Annotated in this window: 23 protein-coding genes and 1 pseudogene; 16 read left to right on the plus strand and 8 right to left on the minus strand. The window is 63.7% G+C overall.

Going from position 1 to position 21,430, the window contains the following annotated elements:
- The first annotated feature begins 2 nt into the window (after positions 1-2).
- From A2I95_RS02085 to selD, 6 genes are read left to right on the plus strand one after another with little or no spacing between them, the layout of a single operon-like run.
- Entirely contained in the window at positions 3-356 is a 354-nt protein-coding gene (locus A2I95_RS02085) for a Na+/H+ antiporter subunit C (protein WP_291727298.1), read from the plus strand.
- Positions 356-1,894: a monovalent cation/H+ antiporter subunit D gene (locus A2I95_RS02090; protein ID WP_291727476.1), complete on the plus strand. Its 1,539-nt coding sequence runs from the start codon at positions 356-358 to the stop codon at positions 1,892-1,894. Before A2I95_RS02085 ends, A2I95_RS02090 begins: the two co-directional genes overlap by 1 nt.
- Complete coding sequence (locus A2I95_RS02095; RefSeq protein ID WP_291727300.1) at positions 1,891-2,388, plus strand: Na+/H+ antiporter subunit E; 498 nt, start codon at positions 1,891-1,893, stop codon at positions 2,386-2,388. The genes A2I95_RS02090 and A2I95_RS02095 overlap by 4 nt, the downstream gene beginning before the upstream one ends.
- Positions 2,385-2,654, plus strand: coding sequence for a K+/H+ antiporter subunit F (locus A2I95_RS02100; RefSeq protein WP_027259298.1), 270 nt, complete (start codon positions 2,385-2,387; stop codon positions 2,652-2,654). Before A2I95_RS02095 ends, A2I95_RS02100 begins: the two co-directional genes overlap by 4 nt.
- A gap of 9 nt (positions 2,655-2,663) precedes the next feature.
- The gene (locus A2I95_RS02105) at positions 2,664-3,065 is read left to right on the plus strand and encodes a Na+/H+ antiporter subunit G (RefSeq protein WP_291727302.1); all 402 of its coding nucleotides are present in this window, start codon (positions 2,664-2,666) and stop codon (positions 3,063-3,065) included.
- A gap of 31 nt (positions 3,066-3,096) precedes the next feature.
- Positions 3,097-5,259 carry a selenide, water dikinase SelD gene (selD, locus tag A2I95_RS02110; protein ID WP_291727478.1) on the plus strand — a complete coding sequence of 721 codons (2,163 nt, stop codon included), beginning with the start codon at positions 3,097-3,099 and terminating at the stop codon, positions 5,257-5,259.
- A gap of 208 nt (positions 5,260-5,467) precedes the next feature.
- Here the strand turns inward: selD and mnmH are convergent, their stop codons facing one another.
- On the minus strand, positions 5,468-6,520 hold the full coding sequence (gene mnmH / locus A2I95_RS02115; protein WP_291727304.1) for a tRNA 2-selenouridine(34) synthase MnmH: 1,053 nt from the start codon (positions 6,518-6,520) through the stop codon (positions 5,468-5,470).
- A gap of 176 nt (positions 6,521-6,696) precedes the next feature.
- On the opposite strand from mnmH, the gene A2I95_RS02120 reads away from it, so the two are divergent.
- Complete coding sequence (locus tag A2I95_RS02120; RefSeq protein WP_291727306.1) at positions 6,697-7,188, plus strand: MarR family winged helix-turn-helix transcriptional regulator; 492 nt, start codon at positions 6,697-6,699, stop codon at positions 7,186-7,188.
- Between the two features lie 2 nt (positions 7,189-7,190).
- Here the strand turns inward: A2I95_RS02120 and A2I95_RS02125 are convergent.
- Positions 7,191-7,876, minus strand: a pseudogene (locus A2I95_RS02125) (SOS response-associated peptidase).
- A gap of 91 nt (positions 7,877-7,967) precedes the next feature.
- On the opposite strand from A2I95_RS02125, the gene A2I95_RS02130 reads away from it, so the two are divergent.
- Positions 7,968-9,716, plus strand: coding sequence for a tetratricopeptide repeat-containing sulfotransferase family protein (locus A2I95_RS02130; RefSeq protein ID WP_291727308.1), 1,749 nt, complete (start codon positions 7,968-7,970; stop codon positions 9,714-9,716).
- Positions 9,717-9,722: 6 nt separating this feature from the next.
- Here A2I95_RS02130 and A2I95_RS02135 read toward each other — a convergent pair whose 3' ends face one another.
- The 3 genes from A2I95_RS02135 to A2I95_RS02145 all read right to left on the minus strand — a co-directional run bounded on the left by A2I95_RS02135 (position 9,723) and on the right by A2I95_RS02145 (position 12,544).
- Positions 9,723-10,031: a DUF1992 domain-containing protein gene (locus tag A2I95_RS02135; protein ID WP_291727310.1), complete on the minus strand. Its 309-nt coding sequence runs from the start codon at positions 10,029-10,031 to the stop codon at positions 9,723-9,725.
- Positions 10,032-10,166: 135 nt separating this feature from the next.
- Positions 10,167-10,775 carry a glutathione S-transferase family protein gene (locus A2I95_RS02140; RefSeq protein ID WP_291727312.1) on the minus strand — a complete coding sequence of 203 codons (609 nt, stop codon included), beginning with the start codon at positions 10,773-10,775 and terminating at the stop codon, positions 10,167-10,169.
- A 188-nt stretch (positions 10,776-10,963) separates the two neighbouring features.
- Positions 10,964-12,544, minus strand: a complete 1,581-nt coding sequence (locus A2I95_RS02145; protein WP_291727314.1) for a bifunctional UDP-sugar hydrolase/5'-nucleotidase — start codon at positions 12,542-12,544, stop codon at positions 10,964-10,966.
- Between the two features lie 162 nt (positions 12,545-12,706).
- On the opposite strand from A2I95_RS02145, the gene A2I95_RS02150 reads away from it, so the two are divergent.
- From A2I95_RS02150 to arsC, 3 genes are read left to right on the plus strand one after another with little or no spacing between them, the layout of a single operon-like run.
- On the plus strand, positions 12,707-13,045 hold the full coding sequence (locus A2I95_RS02150; protein ID WP_291727316.1) for a DUF952 domain-containing protein: 339 nt from the start codon (positions 12,707-12,709) through the stop codon (positions 13,043-13,045).
- Complete coding sequence (locus A2I95_RS02155) at positions 13,042-14,100, plus strand: quinone-dependent dihydroorotate dehydrogenase (protein WP_291727318.1); 1,059 nt, start codon at positions 13,042-13,044, stop codon at positions 14,098-14,100. The genes A2I95_RS02150 and A2I95_RS02155 overlap by 4 nt, the downstream gene beginning before the upstream one ends.
- Complete coding sequence (gene arsC / locus A2I95_RS02160) at positions 14,097-14,438, plus strand: arsenate reductase (glutaredoxin) (protein ID WP_291727320.1); 342 nt, start codon at positions 14,097-14,099, stop codon at positions 14,436-14,438. The genes A2I95_RS02155 and arsC overlap by 4 nt, the downstream gene beginning before the upstream one ends.
- 36 nt (positions 14,439-14,474) lie before the next feature.
- Here arsC and A2I95_RS02165 read toward each other — a convergent pair whose 3' ends face one another.
- Genes A2I95_RS02165 through A2I95_RS02175 form a run of 3 tightly spaced genes read right to left on the minus strand, consistent with a single transcriptional unit; the run spans position 14,475 to position 16,738 of the window.
- On the minus strand, positions 14,475-15,794 hold the full coding sequence (locus tag A2I95_RS02165; RefSeq protein WP_291727322.1) for an MATE family efflux transporter: 1,320 nt from the start codon (positions 15,792-15,794) through the stop codon (positions 14,475-14,477).
- Between the two features lie 6 nt (positions 15,795-15,800).
- A complete protein-coding gene (locus A2I95_RS02170) occupies positions 15,801-16,319 on the minus strand; it encodes a PaaI family thioesterase (RefSeq protein WP_024089720.1) in 519 nt (172 codons plus the stop codon).
- The gene (locus A2I95_RS02175; RefSeq protein WP_291727327.1) at positions 16,316-16,738 is read right to left on the minus strand and encodes a PaaI family thioesterase; all 423 of its coding nucleotides are present in this window, start codon (positions 16,736-16,738) and stop codon (positions 16,316-16,318) included. Before A2I95_RS02175 ends, A2I95_RS02170 begins: the two co-directional genes overlap by 4 nt.
- Before the next feature lie 124 nt (positions 16,739-16,862).
- On the opposite strand from A2I95_RS02175, the gene A2I95_RS02180 reads away from it, so the two are divergent.
- The 5 genes from A2I95_RS02180 to A2I95_RS02200 all read left to right on the plus strand — a co-directional run bounded on the left by A2I95_RS02180 (position 16,863) and on the right by A2I95_RS02200 (position 21,377).
- Positions 16,863-17,231: a MerR family DNA-binding transcriptional regulator gene (locus tag A2I95_RS02180; protein WP_291727329.1), complete on the plus strand. Its 369-nt coding sequence runs from the start codon at positions 16,863-16,865 to the stop codon at positions 17,229-17,231.
- 424 nt (positions 17,232-17,655) lie between these two features.
- The gene (locus tag A2I95_RS02185) at positions 17,656-18,057 is read left to right on the plus strand and encodes a MerR family DNA-binding transcriptional regulator (protein ID WP_291727331.1); all 402 of its coding nucleotides are present in this window, start codon (positions 17,656-17,658) and stop codon (positions 18,055-18,057) included.
- Between the two features lie 72 nt (positions 18,058-18,129).
- On the plus strand, positions 18,130-19,911 hold the full coding sequence (locus A2I95_RS02190; RefSeq protein ID WP_291727333.1) for an acyl-CoA dehydrogenase C-terminal domain-containing protein: 1,782 nt from the start codon (positions 18,130-18,132) through the stop codon (positions 19,909-19,911).
- Positions 19,912-19,988: 77 nt separating this feature from the next.
- Positions 19,989-20,201, plus strand: a complete 213-nt coding sequence (locus A2I95_RS02195) for a hypothetical protein (RefSeq protein ID WP_027259316.1) — start codon at positions 19,989-19,991, stop codon at positions 20,199-20,201.
- A 27-nt stretch (positions 20,202-20,228) separates the two neighbouring features.
- Complete coding sequence (locus A2I95_RS02200; RefSeq protein WP_291727335.1) at positions 20,229-21,377, plus strand: acyl-CoA dehydrogenase family protein; 1,149 nt, start codon at positions 20,229-20,231, stop codon at positions 21,375-21,377.
- Positions 21,378-21,430: the final 53 nt, after the last annotated feature.

Below are 21,430 nucleotides of genomic sequence, written 5' to 3' on the forward strand. Positions count from 1 at the left end.
ATATGGAACTTCTCGTCGCCTCGGCCGTCGGCATTCTGACCGCGGCCGGCATCTACCTGATCCTGCGCCGCCGCAGCTTCCCGGTGATCCTGGGGCTGTCGCTGATCACCTATGCGGTCAACGTCTTCCTGTTCGCCACCGGTCGGCTGGCAACCGCCGCGCCGCCGATCCTCAACAAGTATGAGGAGGTCGCCTATACCGACCCGCTGCCGCAGGCGCTGGTGCTGACCGCCATCGTGATCTCCTTCGGCATGACCGCCGTGGTGGTGATGATCGCCCTGGGGGCCTATCTGTCCTCGCGCGATGACAGCACTGCAATGCCGGTTGAGGCAGACGGCGCAGAGGAGGACGCATGATGGAGCACCTTCTGATCGCGCCGGTGGTGCTGCCCGCGCTTGTGGCGCCCTTCATCATCATGGCAGTGCGCCACCATCTGGACCTGCAGCGGATCTTTTCGCTGGCCAGCGTGGTGCTGCTGGCCGCCGTGTCGCTGACACTGGCCGCACAGGCGCTGGACGGCACCGTCAAGGTCTATGAGCTGGGCGACTGGCCTGCGCCCTTTGGCATTGTGCTGGTTCTGGACCACCTGTCGGCGATGATGATCGTGCTGACCTCGCTGCTGGCGCTGCCGGTGCTGCTCTATGCCATCGGCTCCGGCTGGGATACCCGCGGCGCCAACTTCCACGCGCTGTTCCAGTTCCAGCTGATGGGCATCATGGGCGCTTTCCTCACTGGCGACGCATTCAACCTGTTTGTGTTCTTCGAGGTGCTGCTGATCGCCTCTTACGGGCTGATGATCCACTCCGGCGGCACCCGCCGGTTTCAGGCGGGCGTGCAGTATGTGGTGTTCAACCTGCTGGGCTCCACCCTGTTCCTGTTTGCGCTTGGCACGCTCTATTCCGTCACCGGCACCCTGAATATGGCCGACCTCGCGGTTAAGGTCGCCCAGATCCCGGCTGAGGACACAGCGCTGCTGCGCGTCGGTGCCGTGATGCTCTTGCTGGTGTTTGCCATCAAGGCCTCGCTGCTGCCACTGCATTTCTGGCTGCCTTCGGCCTATGCCAACGCGCCGATGCCAGTGGCGGCGCTGTTTGCCATCATGACCAAGGTCGGCGCCTATTCGATCCTGCGCATCTACACGCTGATCTTCGGCCCCGATGTGGAAGCCACCGCCGGCCTGACTGAGGCCTGGCTCTTGCCCGCCGCCCTGATGACCCTTGGCGCCGGCGCCATTGGTGTCCTTGGGTCCAAAAAACTGGGGCGGCTGGCAGCCTTTGGCGCCATCGCCTCGATGGGCACGCTGCTGATCGCCATTTCGCTGTTCACCCAGACCGCGGCCGCTGCAGCCCTCTACTATCTGGTCCATTCCACCCTCGCCGCAGCCCTGCTGTTCCTGGTGGCCGATCTGGTGATGGAGCGTCAGGGCCAATGGATCCTGCCGCAGCTGCCGATGCCGCAGACCGGGCTGATCTCGGCGCTGTTCTTTGCCGCCGCCATCGCGCTGGCAGGTATGCCGCCGCTGTCGGGTTTCCTGGGTAAGCTTTTGGTGCTGGACGCCACCCGGGGCGTTGATCTGGCGCCCTGGATCTGGGCGGTGATCCTGTCCGGCTCGCTGATCACCATCATCGGCATGGCCCGCGCCGGTTCCCTGCTGTTCTGGAAAGGCCACGGCCTGCCGCCGGAAGACACAGACACCAGCGCAGAGCCACCCGTGGACACCCTGGCCGCCCGACCGGCGCAGCTGCCCTTTGTCGCCTGTTTCGGCCTGCTGGGCGGACTGATCGCGCTCACCGTATTCGCAGGCCCTGCCACCCGCTATGCCGAAGCAACCGCAGCGCAGCTTTACACGCCAACAGCCTATATCAACACCGTGCTGGGGAGGACGGCAGAATGAAACTGGTACGGCGGCTGTTCCCGCACCCCCTTCTTACACTTCTGCTGACACTCACCTGGCTGTTGCTGGTCAATGGCTGGTCGCTGAACTCGCTGGTCTTTGGCCTTATGCTGGGGGTGCTGATCCCGTTTGTAACCCAGCCCTATTGGCCCAACCGGCCCAAGCTGCGCCGCCCGCTGAAGATCGCGGAATACATTCTGGTGGTGGTGCTGGACATCGTGCAGGCAAACATCATTGTCGCCCGCATCGTGCTGTTCAAACCCAATGCCAACCGCCGCCCCAACTGGATCACCATCCCGCTGGATCTGAAAACACCCGAGGCAATCACCGCCCTCGCGGGCACCATCACCATGACCCCGGGCACCCTGTCGGCGGATGTCTCGGACGAGGGCCACGCCCTCCTGGTCCATTGCCTCGATGCCCCGAACCCGGACGCGGTGCGGGATGAGATCAAACAGCGCTACGAGCGCCGGCTGATGGAGATTTTCGAATGATCGAAAGTGCTGCCACCTTTGCCTTTGCCTGCTTTGCTTTAGCGATGCTGATGAACCTGTGGAAGGTCGTCACCGCCCCCGATGTCGCTGACCGCATCCTGGCGCTGGATACCATGTTCATCAACGCCATCGCCCTGATGGTGCTGTACGGCATGGCGCTGGGAAGCGAGATCTTCTTTGAGGCTGCAATGATCATCGCCATGCTTGGCTTTGTCTCTACCGTGGCCTATGCGCGCTTTATCCTGCGCGGCAATATCATCGAGTGAGGGCGCCTGATGGAAACTCTGTTTGAATTCCTTGTTGCCGCCTTTCTGGTGATTGCCGGGATCTTCGGTTTTGTCGGCTCCTTCGGATTGCTGAAACTCAACGACCCGATGTCGCGCCTGCATGCGCCGACCAAGGCCACCACCCTGGGCGTCGGCGGCGTGCTGCTGGCCTCAATGCTGCACGCGGCGGCGTTCGAGAAGTATTTCTCGGTGCATGAGCTGATGATCACCCTGTTCCTGTTCCTCACCGCGCCGATCACCGCGAATTTCATTGCCAAGGTGCATATTCACCGGCAGGAAACCCGCGACACCATGCCAGAGGCCGGCGGCGACGATCATTGGGCCACCCATGACACGCGTGAGGACGAGGAACGCCGCCACCCGCCCCACACCCCGCCCGCCGAAGACTGAACGCACACCACTCAGGAAGGCCTGACCCGTGATGGACACCTCCCGCTTGCCGCTGACCCGCGATCTGGTGCTGGTGGGCGGCGGCCACACCCACGCGCTGGTGCTGCGCAAATGGGGCATGCGGCCCCTGCCCGGCGCCCGTCTGACGGTGATCAACCCCGGCCCCACCGCGCCCTACTCGGGCATGCTGCCCGGTTTCGTCGCGGGTCATTACGGGCGTGATGAGCTGGACATCGATCTGGTCCGTCTGGCCCGATTTGCCGGCGCCCGCGTGGTGCTGGGCACGGCGGACCATATCGACACCGCGGCCCAGCTGGTGCATGTGCCGGGCCGCCCGCCCATCGCCTATGACGTCGCCTCTGTTGATGTCGGCATCACCTCCGCCATGCCCGACCTGCCGGGTTTTGCAAGCCACGGCATCCCGGCCAAACCGCTGGGCCGCTTCGCCGCCCGGTGGGATGCATTCCGCGATGGCGGCACCCCCGCCCATGTCGCGGTGATCGGCGGCGGCGTCGCGGGGGTGGAGCTGATCCTGGCGATGGCCTTTGCCCTCAGATCCCGCGGCCGACTGGCCCAGGCAACCCTGATCGACAGCGACGAAGCATTGCGGGCGACCGGCGAAAAGGCGCGCCAGAAACTCCGCCGCGCTCTGGTTGAACAGGGCGTGCGGCTGGAGGAGAACACCCAAATCGAACGGATTGAGACCGACCATATCCTTCTGCAGGACGGGCGGGAGATCCTCTCGGATTTCACCACCGGTGCCGCCGGCGCCCGCCCCTATGGCTGGCTTGCGGACAGCGGCCTTGACCTGCAGGACGGTTTCATCAACGTCAGCGAAACTCTGCAAAGTTCTGATCCGCAGGTCTTTGCCACCGGCGACTGCGCCCATATGGATTTCGCCCCGCGCCCCAAGGCCGGCGTCTATGCTGTGCGCCAGGCACCGGTGCTCTACCACAACATGCGCGCCCTGCTGACCGGCGATCCCCTGCGCAAATACCGCCCGCAAAAAGACTATCTGAAACTGATCTCCATGGGCGCCAAGGAGGCGCTCGGCGAGCGCTTCGGCACCACCCTCGCAGGCCCCTTGATGTGGAGCTGGAAGGACCGCATCGACCAGGCCTTTATGGAGAAGTTCCGCGACTTTCCTGCGATGGACCCGCCGGACCTGCCCGCCGAACATACATTGGGCATGGAGGAAGCGCTGGGTGACCAACCCATGTGCGGCGGCTGCGGTGCCAAGGTCGGGCGCGATGCCCTGCTGTCTTCTCTCACAGGCCTCGGCAACACGGACCGCAAGGACATCACGCCGCTGCCCGGCGATGACGCGGCACTGCTGACCACCGGCGGCGCAAGCCAGGTGATCAGCACCGACCATCTGCGCAGTTTTTGCAATGACCCGGTAATGATGGCCCGCATCGCCGCCGTGCATGCGCTTGGCGATATCTGGGCGATGGGCGCCGCGCCGCAGGCCGCCACCGCCAACCTGATCCTGCCGCGCATGTCGCCCGCGCTGCAGGCCCGCACCCTGCAGGAAATCATGGGTGCCGCCTCGGACGTGCTGCAACAGGCCGGCGCCGCCATCATCGGCGGCCATACCTCTCTGGGCGATGAGCTGACCATCGGCTTCACCGTCACCGGCCTCTGCCCCCGCCCGGCAATTACCCTCGCAGGCGCCAGACCGGGCGACGCGCTGATTCTGACCAAACCCATTGGCTCCGGCGTGCTGATGGCCGCGGAAATGGCAGGCCAGGCCAAGGGGGAATGGGTGGCCGCCGCGCTGACGCAAATGAGCCAGCCGCAAGCCACCGCTGCCCGTATTCTGCAGGATGCGCATGCGATGACCGATGTGACCGGCTTTGGCCTGCTCGGCCACCTGCTGGGCATCAGCGAAGCATCCGGCACAGGAGCAGAACTGAACACCAGCAAGATCCCCCTGATGGCGGGCGCGGCGGAACTCGCCGGCCACGGCATCCGTTCCTCGTTGTTTCCCGCCAACCAGGCTGCCGTGCCTGAGCTCAAAACCTCGGGCTGGCAGGACCTGCTGTTCGACCCTCAAACCGCGGGGGGCCTGCTGGCAGCGGTTGCCGCAGATCAGGCTGATGATTTGCTGGAGAAGCTGTGCGCTGCCGGATACCCGGCTGCGCGTGCCGGCAAGGTAACATCAAGCCCCGGCGCCATCACCCTCAGCGCCTAGCAGCAGCCGTCGAACAGGGGCCAGCCCCTCTTGGCCCTGCGGGCCAATTCACCCCGAGGTACTTCCGACCAGAAAGAAGCCCAAGGCGCTCTGCTTCTTTTTGGTTCTCAATACCCCCGCCGGAGGCCCGCTGCGCGCCAGCGCAGCGCTGCGCCCAACGGGAGCGGGGCATCGCAGATGCGCCTGCGACGGGCGGGAGTGCCCCCTGTCAGAGACTGGACATGACCGCCGCAACCCGCGCGGCTGCGGCATCCAGGCCCGCCTCGTCCAGCGCATCAGCTTCCACCCTGGCTGCCACTTCCGCGCCGATGGCGGTGCGGGACTTGCGGTAGGCGGGGTCATAATGCTCGGCCATCAGCGCCTTGGTCAGCCCGGCTTTGTCGCCCGCGGCAATGCTGGCGAACCAGCCATCCACAACTGCGCCTGAGCGATACGCGCGCAAGGGGGCCAGCTTTTCACGCAGCCTGTCCGCGTCTGACAGGATGTCGTCATAGGCCGCCACCAAATAGCGGCAGCGGGCCGCAGCCGGCACCTGCAGTTCTATCCGCGGTGCCTGCTTCATTGCCTCCCAGACCGAAGGCGGAATGATCCGCTGGCCAACCTTGCTCGATTCCGCCTCCACCAGCACCGGGCGGCTGGGGTCCAGCCGCATCAAGGCGCCCGCAACTGCGGATTCAAACCCCTTCTGCGACGGCTGCGGCGTCGGCATATCGCCCAGAAGCGAGCCGCGGTGATTGGCCAGCCCTTCCAGGTCCAGCACCTGCACGCCCAGAAGCCCCGCGCGCTTCAGCACCTCGGTCTTGGCAGAGCCGGTATAGCCGTCCAGTGCCACCATCCGGTGCGGCAATGCCCTCTGATACAACGCTGCATTCACCAGACGGCGATAGCTCTGATAGCCGCCTTCCACCACCTCGGCGCGCCAGCCGATCTGCTGCAGCATCCAGGTGAAGGACCCCGACCGCTGGCCGCCGCGCCAGCAATAGACCAGCGGCTTCCAGCCGCCCTCGTGGTGGCTCAGGTTCTGCTCGATGTGGCTGGCGGCATTGCGGAACACCAGTGCCGCCCCCAGCTTGCGCGCCTTGAACGGGCTGTCCTGCACATAGATGGTGCCGACCTTGGCGCGTTCCTCATTGTCCAGAACCGGCAGGCTGATCGCGCCGGGCACATGGTCTTCGGCATATTCCGCCGGGCTGCGCACGTCGATCACAGTGTCGAACCCGTGGGCATAGAACTCTTGCAGGGAGGTGAATTTCAGTGCCATGGCCCATGCCTACCCCGCGCCTTCGGCAAGGAAAAGCCGCAAATGCCGCAGCTGCTGCAATAAAACTTGCGCGCACGGCGCACAGGGCAGTATGGCAGTCAAGGTGAACAGACCCGCGGGCAGAAGGCCTGCACCAGCAAACCGGCCCCAACAGGCAGGCAAGGACCCGAAAGGCCATGAACAGCGACCCTTTGGATATTCACACCCTGCCCGGCCACCTGATCCGGCGGCTGCATCAGATTTCCGTCGCTCAGTTCATGGAACGGATGGCTGAGGAAGGCGCGGACCTTACCCCGGTGCAGTTTTCCGCCATGGCCGCGATCCACCGCCACCCTGGCATTGACCAGGCCTCGGTCGCGGGGCTCATCGCCTATGACCGGGCCACCTTGGGCAAGGTGGTGGACCGGCTCGTGGAGAAGGGGCTGGTGGAACGCCGGGTCTCCTGCGCTGACCGCCGCGCCCGCGAGGTCAGCCTGACCCGCGAGGGCGAGGCGCTGCTGGAGCGGATCCTGCCGGTTGTGCGGGCCGCACAGCCAGGCATCCTGACCGGCCTGACGAAGGCAGAACGGGACATCTTTACCGCCCTGCTGCAAAAGGCAACGCTGGCGGCCAATGACCTGAGCCGCGCGCCGCAGCGCGATCTGCCCTCCTGCCAGGCCGCCGAGTAAATTCAGATCAGCCGGCCGCGCGGGATATCCCCGTCCTCAAACGGCTCAATCAGCTCCGGCCCGCTGGCCCGGTTGGAGTTCACTGCCGGATCCACCCGGTGGAAATCCAGCATGCCCGCCGCACCCGGTAGCATCAGCCGCGCCGTGGACGTCCTCGCCCAGCCATCTGCCCCGGTCCTGCGGTTCCAGAACCAATGGCACCCGGTGATGAAGGGACAACAGCGTCTCATTTGCCGCTGTGGCGACAATGGCGCAGGTCTTAATCGGGTCGTCCGTTCCCCAGCTCTGCCAGATTGCCGCAAAGGCCAAGGGGGGCCGCGTTACTGCGGTGAATGTACCAGGGCAGCCGGGCGCCCTCCCCCGCCTTGGTCCATTCATAGAACCCCGCCGCCTGGATCAGACAGCGCCGCTCGCGGCAGGCCGCGGCAAATGCGGGCTTTTGCGCAAGGGTTTCCGCCCGGGCATTGATCAGCAGCGGCCCCGCACTTTCGCTTTTGTACCAATCCGGCAGAAAACCCCAGCGCGTAGAGACCAACTGCCTCCCGCTATCGCCTGCCTGTACCACATGGACCGCATTGGTCGGGCAGACGTTGTAATCCGGCACCTTGGGCAAATCATTCGCGGGCCGCGCCGCAAACAGCTGCGCCATTGCATCATTGGGCAGGGTTATGGCAAATCGTCCGCACATGCTGATTTTCCAACCCAGGACTGCCCCCGCGCAAAGAGCCTGCGCGCACCCCGGAAGCAGCCGCCCTGACACAAAGAGACGGATAGGCCACATGACTCTTCAAAACGACCTTCAGGCAGCGTTCGGCTTTCTCAATCAGGGTAAGTTCAAACAAGCGCTGAAACAGTCCAAAGCCGGGATGAAACGGCACAAGACCCATCCGGATTTTCCCAACATCGCGGGCATCTCTCTGTCCGGACTTGGCAAACACCGTGATGCGGTGCCTCATTTCAAGAAAGCGCTGGCCCTGGCGCCCGGCTTTCATGAGGCCCGCAAGAATCTGGCGCAGACGCTTTTGTTCCTGCAGCAGGGCGAGACCGCGATGAAACTGCTGGACCGGGTGCTGAAGGACCAGCCCGGCGATCAGGCAGCACTCTATCTGCAGGCGCAGGCGCATCTGGTGATGAACGCGCCCGAGGCCGCGATTGAGGCCGCAACAGCGGCGCTGGCCCGCGATCCGCGTCAGCCGCGGATGCTGCGGCTGCGCGCCACCGCCTGGAAAAACCTGGGCGACGAAAAGGCCGCGCTGGAAGACTATCAGGCCACCCTGCGCCTGAACCCCAATGACGTGGATGCGCTGACCAATATCAGCCTGCCGCTGGCCCGGCTGATGCGGCAAGACGAGGCCACAGAAGCCGCGCAGAAAGCGGTTGCCCTGGCGCCCGAAAACCTGGAGGCACGGCGGCGGCTGGCCAGCCAGCTGATCTCCAACGGAGAATCCGATGCCGCCCGCGCGCACTGCCTGGCGATTTTGGATCTGGACCCCAAAGACAGCCAGGTGCTGGAAATGCTGGCCCGGCTCAACAGCCGTGAACAGAACGCAGAGCTGCTGCCGCTGGCGCAAAAGGCGTTGAAAGCGGCCCCGCCGCGCTCGCAGGACCGTGCCAACGTCAGCTTTGCCCTGGCGCGGATATCCGATCAAGGCGGCGACAAGGGCGCCTTTGCGGCCCACAACGACGAGGCCAACGCCTGTATGGCGGCGCAGAACCCCTATGATTACGAGGACAGCGAACGCCAGTTCAGCCGCCTCATGGCCGCCTTCCCGGAGGCGATCACCCCGGCGGAGACTGAAGCTGACAGCCCGCGCCCGATCTATGTGGTGGGGATGCCGCGCTCCGGCACCACCCTCACCGAAACCGTGATCGGCCTGCACCCAAAAGTGTTCCCGCTGGGCGAACGCGGCGTGCCGGCCTTCCTGCTGCATCCCTATCTGGACAAGGAGCAGGAGTTCACGCCGGATGCCGCCCGCACATTCGTAGCCGAGGACATCAGCCGCCTGCCGGACATGCCCGAGGGCACCGCCGCCTATGTCGACAAGATGCCCGACAATTACCGCCTGCTGGGCCATCTGCTGACCGCCTACCCGGATGCACGGTTTGTTCATCTTTGCCGCGACCCGCGCGATGTCGCGCTATCGATCTGGCGCGGCTATTTCTCCGGCAGCTCGCTCACCTATGCCTATGATTTGAAGGCGATGGCGCACCGGTTCAACCTCTATGGCCGGCTGATGCAGCACTGGCGGCGGGTGATGCCGGGCCGGATCTATGACCTGCGCTACGAAAGCTTCGTTGCCGATATCGAGGGCGAAAGCCGCAAGCTGGCCGCGTTCTGCGGGCTGGACTGGGTCGAGGACATGGCCCGCCCGGAACGGCACGAGGGCCAGGTTCTGACGCTGTCGAACACCCAAGTCAGGCAGACGGCGCACACCCGTTCGATCGGCAAGTGGGAGAAATACGCCGACGTTCTGGCGCCGTTCATCGACGGGTTGGATCCGGAAATCTGGCCGGAAATCAAAGGGTAACAGGGGTTACTTAGTGTATGACTTGCGCGCAATTTCGATCCGCGCGTCCATCATCGACATCTCTTTCAGGATCTCCTGCCGGCGGCTGCGGTCGCCGGCCTCGCGCAGTTCTTCGCGCAGGCGCTGCAGCTCGCGCGACAGGCTCACGAATTCCGGCACCCCGCCGCTTTCGCGCACCAGCCGGTTCAGCAGCGCGTTTTCCGGGTCGTCGCACCCCGGCAGCGGCCTGCCGGCGCCTGCCAGATTGTCAAAGGCGCCGTCCTTCTCGGCGGCTTCGATCCGGGCGTTGATGAGGTCGATCAGCGGGTGGTCCATGGCAGATATTTTGCCACGTCCGCACGGCAAGTAAAACCCTTTGCAGCTTGCGCCCGCCTGGCCGGCAGGCCAGGCAGCGCTTGCCCACTCCACGGGGGCAAGCGCTCGCCCCCTCCCGCATGGGGCGGGGCTGCCTTATTCCGCCGCCTGCGGCGCCGGGTTTGCTGTTTTCCAGGCCTCCAGTGCTTCGATCCGGGCGATCCAGCGCAGGATATTGCCGTAGCCCTCAACCGGATACTGGCAGGGCTCGCGGTAACACAGGATCGCCGCCACCGAGACATCCGCCGTGGTCATCGCCTCCCCCGACAGCCAGTCGCGCCCGTCCAGATGACCGTCCAGCACCTTGGCATACTTGTGGAAGTCCTCCGCCGCCGCCGCCATGTCGATATCCTCCCGCCCGAAAAAGTGGCGCGAGATGAACTTGCTGCAGGCAGGCGTCCAGTGGCAGCCCTCCCAGAACTGCCAGCGCATTATGTCATAGCGCTGGTTCGAGCGCGGCCACAGCGGCGTGTCCTGATCGGTGCACAGCCGGTTGACGATCGCGTTGGATTCCCACAGCGAGGATCCGTCGTCCTCCTCCAGCACCGGCACCTTGGCATTGGGGTTGAGTTCCGCAAACGCCTCATGAAATTGGTCGCCAGCCTGCAGGTCCACGATATTGACCGGCAGATCCAAACCTAAAAAGTTGTTTACGGCCAAGACCTTGCGGGAATTTGGTGACGGAGGGAAAACATGCAGTTTCATGGGGTTGCCTCTCTGGTCCTCTGATTAACATTTTGGTTAAATAATGGATCCAGTTCCCTGCGTCAAGGCCGGGCACCCCCGACATCCATCCCGCATGCGGTTGGGAAAGTTAATATTCAATAAACAAAATACGTAAGAAATCCTGCCCCAATGTTTCGCGCGCGAAACATTGGGTGAGAACTGCTGACCTATTTTCCACGGGTAATCCGCCCGTCGGTATATGGCGCATAAGCCCCTTGTGCGGCGAGATATTCCGCCAGCACATCGGCCACATCCGGGCCATAGTCATAGGCGTTCTTGTCGTCGCCCTCGAACATCGCATAGCCGTCGCCGCCGTTGCGGACGTAGTCATTGGTGACCACCAGATAGGTCTTCTGCGGATCAATCGGCACAAAGCCCTCGCCATCCGCGACCATCACCTCGGTGACGCGGCCCTCATTCGGCGCGGCGGAACCGTCCCAGCTGAATTTCAGCCCCGCCACCTGCGGGAAACGGCCCTTGACGTCCTCCACCTGGCTGACACCGTTCTCCAGCGCCGCGACCAGAGTTTTGCCGTCAATCTCAAAGGTCGACAGCGTGTTCTGGAACGGCAGGATGGTCAGCACCTCACCCATGGTGACCTCGCCCGCATCCAGGCTGGCCCGGATGCCGCCGGAGTTGGCAATGGCGATGGTTATGCCCTGATCCTTCACGCGGTCCAGCATCGCATCGGCCACCAGATTGCCCATCTGGCATTCCTGAACCCGGCAGACGTCGCGGCTGCCTTCGATGGGTTCAGCCGCTTCCGCCACCACCTTGTTGCGGATCTCATCCAGCGGCTGGGCCAGTTCGGCAATCCGGTCCAGCGTGGCAGCATCTTCGCTGATGGCAGCATCCATGATCAGCGGCTCGCCTTCGGCGCTGATGACAGCGCCCGCATCGTCGAAGGTCACATTCAGCTCCCCCAGAAACTTGCCATAGGCATAGGCCTGCACGATCTGCACCCCGTTGACCACGGTCGGGTACGGGCCAGCGGCCTTGTCCGACACATTGGACAGGTAAGTGTTGCTGTGGCCGCCGACGATCACGTCCACGCCGGTGGTCTCTGCCGCCACCCGCTGGTCCACCCCATAGCCGGAATGGCTCAGCACAACGATCTTGTTCACCCCTTCCGCAGTCAACCGGTCCACCTCAGCCTGCACCGCCGCCACAGGGTCGGAGAAATGCACGTGTTTGCCGGGGCTCGCCAATTCGTGCGTGTCCTCCGGTGTGAGACCAATGAGGCCGATCTTCTCGCCGCCGCGCTCGATCACCGTGGATTTCTTCAACACATCTGCCAGCGCAGGCTCGGCGGAGACATCGGCATTGGACATCAGCACCGGAAAGCCCACCGCGTCCATGAACCCGCGCAGCACTTCCGGCCCGTCGTCAAACTCATGATTGCCGACGGTCATGCCGTCATAGCCCAGCTTGGTCATGAACTCTGCCGCGGCCTTGCCCTTGTAATAGGTATAAAACAGCGAGCCCTGAAACTGGTCGCCGCCGTCCACCAGGATCGCGTGTTCCGCCCGCCCGCGCGCCTCGGCAATGGCCGTCACCAGCCGCGCGGTGCCGCCGAAACACTTGCCCTCGGCCTGATCCTCAGCGTCGCAGGTGCTGTCGTATTTGTTGATCGGCTCAAACCGCGAATGGAAGTCGTTGGTGTGCAGGATGGTCAGCTTGTACTCCGCCGCCGCGGCGCCGGCAGTCAGGGCCAGGGCTGCAACCGATGTGAGAATGCGTGCAATCATGAAGAGCGCTCCCGTTGTTCTGTTTTGAGGGGAGCCTGCGCCCAAAGCCCGCGCCGGTCAAAGGGGAAAAGCCGCGCCGCGGCCTCCCTTTGCGTCAGCCCTGCCCGGCCACTGCGGCCAAGCCCCCTTGATTCACCTGCAAACACAGGGCATCAGGCGCTCATGCTGATTTACAAGATTTTCCGGGCGGACGAATGGGCCGCACTGCAAGCCGCGGGCGAGACCCAGGGCGCACCGATTGATGTGGCGGACGGATACGTCCATTTCTCCACCGCAACCCAGGCTGCGGAAACAGCGGCCAAGCATTTTGCAGGGGCCGAGGGGCTGACCCTGCTGGCCTGCGATGCCGGTGCAATGGGCGATGACCTTAAGTGGGAGGTTTCCCGCGGCGGCGCCGAGTTTCCGCATCTCTACCGCAGTATCCGGATGAGCGATGTGGTCTGGGCCAAACCGCTGCCGCTGGTGGAGGCCATGCATCAGTTCCCGGAGGAGATGGCATGAAGCTGACTGAAAAGCTTGCCCTTGCCGCGATGCACCGGATCGACCCGGAGGCGGCGCATGGGCTGTCGGTCAAGGCGCTGACAATGGGGTTGGCACCTGCCCCCGGCCCGGTGACATCCGCCCGGCTGAAGACCTCGCTGGCAGGCATTGATCTGCCGAACCCGGTTGGCCTCGCCGCAGGCTATGACAAGAACGCCCAAGCGCTGGCGCCGCTTGCGAAATCCGGCTTCGGTTTCATCGAGGCCGGCGCCGCCACCCCGCGCCCGCAGCCCGGCAACCCCAAGCCGCGCCTGTTCCGCCTGACCGAGGACAAGGCCGCGATCAACCGCTTCGGCTTCAACAACGAGGGCATGGAGGCAATCGGCGCGCGTCTGGCGCAGCGGCCCCAGGATGCGGTCATCGGTTTGAACCTCGGCGCCAACAAGGACAGCGAGGATCGCGCCGCGGATTTCGCAAAGGTACTGGCCCACTGCGGCGCGCATCTGGATTTTGCCACCGTCAACGTCTCCTCCCCCAACACCGAGAAGCTGCGCGATCTGCAAGGCAAGGCTGCGCTGTCGGCGCTGCTGGCTGGTGTGATCGAAACCCGCAACGGCCTTGCCCGCCGGGTGCCGGTGTTGCTGAAGATCGCACCGGATCTGGACCGCGCCGGTATTGAGGACATTGCCGCCGTGGCGCTGGAAACCGGCATTGACGCGGTGATTGCCACCAACACCACGCTGTCGCGCGACGGGCTGCAAAGCGCCCATAAGGGCGAGGCCGGCGGGCTGTCCGGTGCGCCATTGTTTAAGAAATCCACCCGGGTTCTGGCGCAGCTGTCGGAATTGTTGGACGGCAAGGTGCCGCTGGTCGGCGTCGGCGGCATCAGCACGGCTGAGCACGCCTATGCCAAGATCTGCGCCGGGGCTTCTGCCGTGCAGTTCTACACCGCCATGGTGTACGGTGGTCTGTCGCTGGCCGGTGATATCGCCCGCGGGCTGGACGGCCTGCTGGCGCGCGATGGCTTTGACAACGTCGTGCAAGCGGTTGGAAGCAAACGGAAGGATTGGCTTTGATCACCTATTGGCATTACCCGAAGTGTTCGAAATCCCGCACGGGCCTCGCGCTGATCGAGGAGCGCGGCGCAGAGGTGCAGACCCGCGTTTACCTGGAAAACGCGCCCACGGTTGAGGAACTGAAGGCGGTGCAGGCTGCGCTTGGTGTCGCCACGGTGGAAATGATGCGGACCGGCGAGAAGGTCTTTAAGGAGCTGGGCCTTACCAAGCACAGCCCTGAGGATGAGCTGCTGGCGGCGATGGCCGCGCATCCGATCCTGATTGAGCGCCCGATTGCCATCAGGGACGGCAAGGCGGTGATCGGCCGACCGACCGAGGCGATAGAAGCGCTGCTGTGAACGTTTGCGGCGGGTCCTCCGGCCCGCCCTGCAAGCTCAAGCGCCCACCTGCGCCTCCAGCCGCGGGTAGCGCAGGCCTAGCGTGATGCCGCGGGCAATGTTCAGCACGATCAGTGCAGCCCACAGGCCGTGATTGCCAAAGGCCGGCACCAGCAGCAGCAGGGCCGCCACATAGATGGCCACCGATTGCAGCATCGCCCATCGCATGTCGCGGGTCCAGGTGGCGCCGATGTAGATGCCGTCGAACATATAGCTGGCAACGCTCAGGACCGGCAGCACAGCCGCCCAGATCAGGAACACACGGCCGGCCTCGCGCACCTCGGGAGAGGTGGACATCAGGTCAATGAGCCAGGGGCCACCGGCTGCAAAGGCGATGCCAAGCAGAACCGCACCGCCCACACCCCATTGCGAGGTGATCACCGACGCCCGCCGCACACGCGCACGCGCCTTGGCGCCAACCGCTCCGCCCACCAGCGCTTCGGCCGAGAAGGCGAACCCGTCCAGCGCAAAGGCTGTGATCTCGACAAATTGCAGCAGGATCTGATTGGCGGCGAGGTTCACGTCGCCGATGCCGGAGCCGATGAACAGGAAGGTGGTGAAGGACCCGGTGAGCAGCACCGAGCGTACCATGATGTCGCCGTTGACCTGCATCATCCGCTTGAGCCGTGCGGGATCAAACACCCGCGCCCAGTCGCGCCATTGGTCGCCGGCAAAGGCATCACGGCAGAGATACAGCCCCAGCGCCAGACCGGTCCATTCGGCAATCAGCGTGGCGATGGCGACGCCCTCCACGCCCCAGCCAAGGCCGAGCACGAACCACAAATCGAGGATGATGTTCAGCCCGTTCATCCAGACCTGCAGCAGGAACACGCCGCGGGTGCGCTCCACCGCGATCAGCCAGCCGGTGACCGCATAAAGTGCGATGGTGGCAGGCGCGCCCCAGATGCGGATTTCCAGGTAATCGCGGGCCAGGCTTTCAACCTCGGCACTGGCCGGTGCCAGTGCAAAGGCGCCCCGGAACACGGCCCCTTGCGCGATGATGAAGACCGCACCGGCGGCAAAGGCCAGCAGCAGCCCGCGCGTCAGCAGGGCGCCTGTTTCAGCCCAATCCCCTGCTCCGCGCGCTTGCGCCGCCAGCCCGGTGGTGCCCATGCGCAGAAAGCCGAAGATCCAGTAAATGGTCGCCAGGATCACCGCGCCGATGCCGACGGCGCCTATGGGCGCGGCCTGCCCCATCTGGCCAACCACGCCGGTATCCACAGCGCCCAGAATGGGCACCGTTGCGTTGGACAGCACAATCGGCAATGCGATCTTGAGCACCCGCTTGTGGGTGATGTCGGTGTCCGCGCTGGTCATGGCTGTCTAGCCTTCGCCGTTCTGGTCCTGCGGCATCAGGAAATGGCCGGTGGCCTGCGCGAACAGTTTGTCCTTGTGATCCTGCCAGGCCTCCACATGCACCGAGGCATAGCGGCGGCCGGAGCGGTTCACCCGCGCCCGCGCATAGGCGTCGCGCGGCAGGCCGGAGCGCAGGTAATCGACGGTGAAGTCGATGGTTTTGGGCTGGCGCGGCAGATTGCCCTTGGCCATTTCCGCCGGGTCCAGATCGCCGGATTCGATGCGTTGCCAGAGATGCGACCAGTTGAGGGTGATCATCGCGGTGATCTCAAGGAAGGCCGCCGTCACCCCGCCGTGGATCGCAGGCAGGAACGGGTTGCCGATCAGCTTGTCATCGAAATTCAGCTGCGCGGTCAGCTCATCGCCGCGGCGCTCGAATGTGACGTTCAGGAAACGGATGTAGGGCACCGAATCCACCAATGCCGAGAGGGCCGCATCGCGGCGCTGCTTGACCACCTGGATCGGTTCGGGACGGGGGCGGCTCAAAACTTCTTCTCCACGGTAAAGGCGCCTGCGGCGGTGGCGACGGGACGGTCGGTGTCTTCGTCCATCGCAACCGCGCGGACAAAGGCGACGCTGCGGGTGATCTGGTGGCAGGTGGCGCGGGTGGTGATCGCCTGCCCCGGTGTCGCGGGGCGCATGTAGTCGATGCGCAGGTCGATGGTGGCGGTGCCGCCCGGCGCCGAAGGGTGGCTCATCACTGCTGCGCCGCAGCAAGTGTCCATCAGCGCCGATACCGCGCCGCCATGGATGACACCGGTGGCCGGATCGCCGATCAGCTTCTCGTCATAGGCCATGCGGATCTCTGCGGTGCCGTCGCCGATCTCCGTCAGCTTCATGCCCAACTGCTTGGCATGGGGGATGGCTTCGATGAACTGGCGTGCGAGCTGGGTCTTGTCGGCCATAAGGCTGCCCCTTTGGTTTGTCTCCCTCATCTTTGGCCCCGCCCCGGCGAAAGCGCAAGAGTGCCGCCGCGGAGGTTGCACTGTTCGCTGCAAGTGCATAGGTTCCCGGCAAGGGAGATGACGGATGACCGACAACAGATTGTCATTCAAGGAAATGTGCGCCGAGTTCGAGGTAACGCCGCGGACGCTGCGCTACTATGAATACATCGAATTGCTGCAGCCGGACCGCGAAGGCCGGTCGCGTTTCTATGGCGCGCGGGAGCGGGCGCGGATGAAGCTGATCCTGCGCGGGCGCAAGTTCGGCTTTCAGCTGGAAGAGATCCGCCAGTGGCTCATGATCTATGAAAAAGAGAGCAATGACGCCCAAAACCATGCGTTCATGGAAATGGCCGACCGCCAGCTGATCGAGCTGGAAAAGCAGCGCGAGCAGATCAATGAGGCCATTGAAGAGCTGAGCGAGCTGCGCGAAAGCACCCGGGCACTTTTGAAGTAATCTCCTTCTACGCCTTTCTGAGGCCAATCTAAGACCAGTCCCGTTTCAATCAGCCGGGCCTGCGCCTGCCCGCAGTGTTGCGCCGCCACATTGTGCCTGCCACTTCCCCCTGCCAAGCCAGGCTGCATTTTCAATGTGCAATCAGGTTGTCAACGCACGTGCCCTTTGAGGCGGGCAAGCGCGTGCCCGGATTCTCCTTGTTTCCGGGCTGTTGGGTTCGTCCTGAACCCGTCTCTGATCCGGTGCGGCCCCGTCCCGCCCCGCCTCCCAATTGTAACGCTACGTCATTTTATGTTCGTTTTACGAACCCTTCACCGCGCCGAAAGTGACGCGACGTACAACTTACGTAAACGTAAAGTCAGTCTTGATCGAAAAACCGGATGCGCACAGCTTGGCTTGGCACCAAGCCGTAAGAGTGACGACGATGACCGAAACAACCATGACCATCCGCGAGATGTGCGAGGCTTATGACGTAACCCCCCGCACGCTCAGGTTCTACGAAGCCAAGGAACTGCTGTTCCCGATCCGCGACGGCCAGAAGCGGCTGTTCACCAAACGCGACCGCGCCCGGCTGAAGCTGATCCTGCGCGGCAAGCGGTTCGGGTTCAGCCTGGAAGAGATCCGCCAGCTGCTGGATCTGTACCATGTCGGCGACCAGCAGGTGACGCAGCTCACCAAGACCTATGAGGTCGGCCGCGAGCGGCTTGCCGATATGGAGCGCCAGCGCGAAGAGCTGACCGAGGCGATCGAAGACCTGAAAGACCAGCTGGCCTGGGGCGAAAAGATGATCGCCTCAATGCGGGCCAAGCAGGAGGCCGCCCAATAGGCAGCCGCCCCGCCCTTTCCGCCGGACTGTCCGGCATCACCACGAGCAACAAGACCCCTGAAGAGGACCGCAATGCCTTCGTATACAGCCCCCGCCAAAGACGCCCAGTTTATCCTGCATGACGTGCTGAAAGTATCGGACAACAGTATTCCCGGATACAGCGAGCTGGAACCGGATTTCACCGGTGCGGTGCTGGAGGAAGCAGGCAAAATTGCCAGCGCCGTGCTGCACCCGCTGAACGTCGCGGGCGACACCGAGGGCTGCCGGCTGGAAAACGGCGTGGTCTATACGCCCAAGGGGTTCAAGGAAGCCTTTGAGCAGGTCAAGGACGGCGGCTGGACCGGGCTGGACATGCCCGAGGAATTCGGCGGCCAGAACATGCCCTATGTCATGGGCACCGCCGTGGGTGAGTTCTTCTCGTCTGCGAACCAGGCGTTCACCATGTATCAGGGGCTGACCCATGGCGCCGCCTCGGCGATCCTGGTGCATGGCACCGAGGAACAGAAAGCCACCTATCTGCCCAATATGGTCAGCTGCCAGTGGACCGGCACCATGAACCTGACCGAACCCCATTGCGGCACCGACCTCGGCCTGATGCGCAGCAAGGCGGAACCGAAGGGCGACGGCAGCTATAAGATCTCCGGTCAGAAGATCTTTATCTCCTCCGGTGATCACGACATGGCGGAAAATGTGATCCATCTGGTGCTGGCCAAGATCCCCGGCGGCCCCGAGGGCATCAAGGGCGTCAGCCTGTTCATCGTGCCCAAGTTCATCGTCAACGCAGATGGCACTCCGGGCGAACGCAACGGTGTCTCGGTCGGCAAGATCGAAGAGAAGATGGGCATTCACGGCAATTCGACCTGCGTGATGGATTATGACGGTGCCACCGGCTGGCTGCTGGGAGAAGAGCACAAGGGCATGCGCGCCATGTTCACCATGATGAACGAGGCGCGTCTGGGTGTCGGCATGCAGGGCCTGGCCCAGGCCGAGGCCGCCTATCAGAACGCAGTCGAATACGCCAAGGACCGGCTGCAGGGCCGCGATGTGACCGGCGCCAAGAACCCGGACGGCCCCGCGGATCCGCTGATTGTGCACCCGGACATCCGCCGTTCGCTGATGGATCAGAAAAGCTTTGCCGAGGGCGCGCGTGCGTTCCTGCTGTGGGGTGCCACCCTGATCGACCAGGCGCATCGGGCGGGTGACAAGGACGCCGACGGGCTGATCTCGCTGATGACGCCGGTGATCAAGGGTTTCCTGACCGATCAGGGCTATGACATGACCGTGCAGGCGCAGCAGGTCTATGGCGGCCATGGCTACATCGAAGAATCAGGCATGTCGCAATACACCCGCGACGCCCGCATCGCGATGATCTATGAGGGTGCCAACGGCGTGCAGGCGCTGGATCTGGTAGGCCGCAAGCTGGGCCAGCACGGCGGCAAATATGTGCTGGCCTTCTTTGATCTCGTGAAAGCCTTCTGCCAGGAAAACAAAGATGTTTCAGAGACTTTCGGCAAAGACTTCATCGATCCGCTGAAGGCGGCCTCGAAAGATCTGCAAGCGGCCGGCATGTTCTTCATGCAGAACGGCATGAAGGATCCCAACCACGCGCTGGCCGGCTCTTACGACTTCATGCATCTGTTCGGGCAGGTCTGCCTGGGCCTGATGTGGGCAAAGATGGGCAAGGCTGCGCAAGAAGCGCTTGACGCCGGGTCCCCTGACGCGGCGTTCTATGAGACGAAACTCGCAACCGGCCGGTATTATATGGCACGGCGGCTGCCCGCGACCAAACTGCACCTGGCCCGCATCGAAAGCGGTGCGGAAACAGTGATGGCGCTGGACGCGGACGCCTTCTGATGCCTTTCCGGGCGTTCCCCTGACGGGAGTGCCCGGCCCAGCCCCGGCCGGTGCTTTGACATGCAAAGGACCACATGATGCCAAAACGTTTCCGCCTGACCCGCCGCTTCCCGGTTGCGATGACCGAGGACGGCTACCGCAAGCTCAGGAAGTTTGCCCAAGAGGCCGGGCTGGATGAAGGCGAAGCGCTGTCATTCCTGTTCGAGAATTTCGACAGTGTGACGGACTTTGAAAACCTGAGCCACCGGCTGCGGCTGTTCAACGCCGAGCTGGAGGCGCGCAAAAGATAAGGCCCGGAAGCGGCCAAAGGGAGAAAGATGACCGAGACTCGCTCCGCATGGATGACGGATGAGCATCAGATGCTCGCCGGAATGACGGCCCAGTTCATTACCAATGAATGGGCGCCCAAGTTCGAGACCTGGCGCAAGCAGGGCATGATGGACCGGGAAACCTGGAACCAGGCCGGAGACCTCGGCCTGCTCTGCCCCTCCATTCCCGAAGAATACGGCGGCGCCGGTGGCGACTTCGGCCACGAGGCCGTGATCCTGATGGAAGGCAGCCGTGCCAATCTGGCCAGCTGGGGCCAGGGCATCCATTCAGGCATCGTTGGCCACTATATCCTGGCCTATGGCACCGAAGAGCAGAAACAGCGCTGGCTGCCCAGGATGGTGACCGGCGAACTGGTCGGCGCCCTGGCGATGACGGAACCCTCCACCGGATCAGACGTGCAGTCGATCAAGACCAAGGCATTGCGCGACGGCAACGCTTACCGGCTGTCGGGGCAGAAGACCTTTATCACCAATGGACAGCACGCCAATCTGATCCTGGTCGCTGCGAAGACCGACCCGGCGGCGGGTGCCAAAGGTGTGTCGCTGGTGGCGGTGGAAACCGACGGTGCGGCAGGCTTCACCCGCGGCCGCAACCTCGACAAGATCGGCTGCCATGCGGCGGACACGTCCGAGCTGTTCTTCAGTGATGTGGAAATCCCGCCGGAAAACATCCTGGGCGGTGCCGAGGGCCAGGGTTTTTACCAGATGATGCAGCAGCTGCCGCAAGAGCGTCTCATCATCGCCTGCGGGGCCGTTGGCGCCATGGAAGGCGCCGTGGACCGCACCATCGCCTATTGCAAGGAACGCGAAGCCTTTGGCGGCCCGATCCTGCAATTCCAGAACACCCGCTTTAAACTGGCGGAATGCCAGACCAAAGCCAAAGTGGCGCGCGCTTTCCTGGACAACTGCATCTGCGAACATCTGGAGGGCAAGCTGACGGTTGAGAAGGCAGCAATGGCAAAATACTGGATCACCGACACCCAGGGCGAAGTGCTGGATGAGTGCCTGCAACTGCACGGCGGCTACGGCTACATGCAGGAATATGCGGTGGGTGAAATGTGGGCCGACGCCCGCGTGCAGCGGATCTACGGCGGCACCAATGAGATCATGAAGGAACTGATTGCGCGGGCACTGTAGCCGCAAGATCCGCTGCGGCACCGCGGGAGGAAAGCCATGGATTTGAGTATTTG

It is taken from the genome of Leisingera sp. F5 (assembly GCF_001593695.1).

Coding starts and splice junctions, on each gene's coding strand:
- A2I95_RS02120 (WP_291727306.1), top strand. CDS start 6,697: ATGAACAGCGACCCTTTGGATATTCACACCCTGCCCGGCCACCTGATC.
- A2I95_RS02175 (WP_291727327.1), bottom strand. CDS start 16,738: ATGGCCGACAAGACCCAGCTCGCACGCCAGTTCATCGAAGCCATCCCC.
- A2I95_RS02140 (WP_291727312.1), bottom strand. CDS start 10,775: ATGAAACTGCATGTTTTCCCTCCGTCACCAAATTCCCGCAAGGTCTTG.
- A2I95_RS02190 (WP_291727333.1), top strand. CDS start 18,130: ATGCCTTCGTATACAGCCCCCGCCAAAGACGCCCAGTTTATCCTGCAT.
- A2I95_RS02155 (WP_291727318.1), top strand. CDS start 13,042: ATGAAGCTGACTGAAAAGCTTGCCCTTGCCGCGATGCACCGGATCGAC.
- A2I95_RS02090 (WP_291727476.1), top strand. CDS start 356: ATGGAGCACCTTCTGATCGCGCCGGTGGTGCTGCCCGCGCTTGTGGCG.
- A2I95_RS02105 (WP_291727302.1), top strand. CDS start 2,664: ATGGAAACTCTGTTTGAATTCCTTGTTGCCGCCTTTCTGGTGATTGCC.
- A2I95_RS02180 (WP_291727329.1), top strand. CDS start 16,863: ATGACCGACAACAGATTGTCATTCAAGGAAATGTGCGCCGAGTTCGAG.
- A2I95_RS02095 (WP_291727300.1), top strand. CDS start 1,891: ATGAAACTGGTACGGCGGCTGTTCCCGCACCCCCTTCTTACACTTCTG.
- A2I95_RS02085 (WP_291727298.1), top strand. CDS start 3: ATGGAACTTCTCGTCGCCTCGGCCGTCGGCATTCTGACCGCGGCCGGC.
- selD (WP_291727478.1), top strand. CDS start 3,097: ATGGACACCTCCCGCTTGCCGCTGACCCGCGATCTGGTGCTGGTGGGC.
- A2I95_RS02195 (WP_027259316.1), top strand. CDS start 19,989: ATGCCAAAACGTTTCCGCCTGACCCGCCGCTTCCCGGTTGCGATGACC.
- A2I95_RS02100 (WP_027259298.1), top strand. CDS start 2,385: ATGATCGAAAGTGCTGCCACCTTTGCCTTTGCCTGCTTTGCTTTAGCG.
- mnmH (WP_291727304.1), bottom strand. CDS start 6,520: ATGGCACTGAAATTCACCTCCCTGCAAGAGTTCTATGCCCACGGGTTC.
- A2I95_RS02165 (WP_291727322.1), bottom strand. CDS start 15,794: ATGACCAGCGCGGACACCGACATCACCCACAAGCGGGTGCTCAAGATC.
- A2I95_RS02150 (WP_291727316.1), top strand. CDS start 12,707: ATGCTGATTTACAAGATTTTCCGGGCGGACGAATGGGCCGCACTGCAA.
- A2I95_RS02145 (WP_291727314.1), bottom strand. CDS start 12,544: ATGATTGCACGCATTCTCACATCGGTTGCAGCCCTGGCCCTGACTGCC.
- A2I95_RS02185 (WP_291727331.1), top strand. CDS start 17,656: ATGACCGAAACAACCATGACCATCCGCGAGATGTGCGAGGCTTATGAC.
- A2I95_RS02200 (WP_291727335.1), top strand. CDS start 20,229: ATGACCGAGACTCGCTCCGCATGGATGACGGATGAGCATCAGATGCTC.
- A2I95_RS02130 (WP_291727308.1), top strand. CDS start 7,968: ATGACTCTTCAAAACGACCTTCAGGCAGCGTTCGGCTTTCTCAATCAG.
- A2I95_RS02135 (WP_291727310.1), bottom strand. CDS start 10,031: ATGGACCACCCGCTGATCGACCTCATCAACGCCCGGATCGAAGCCGCC.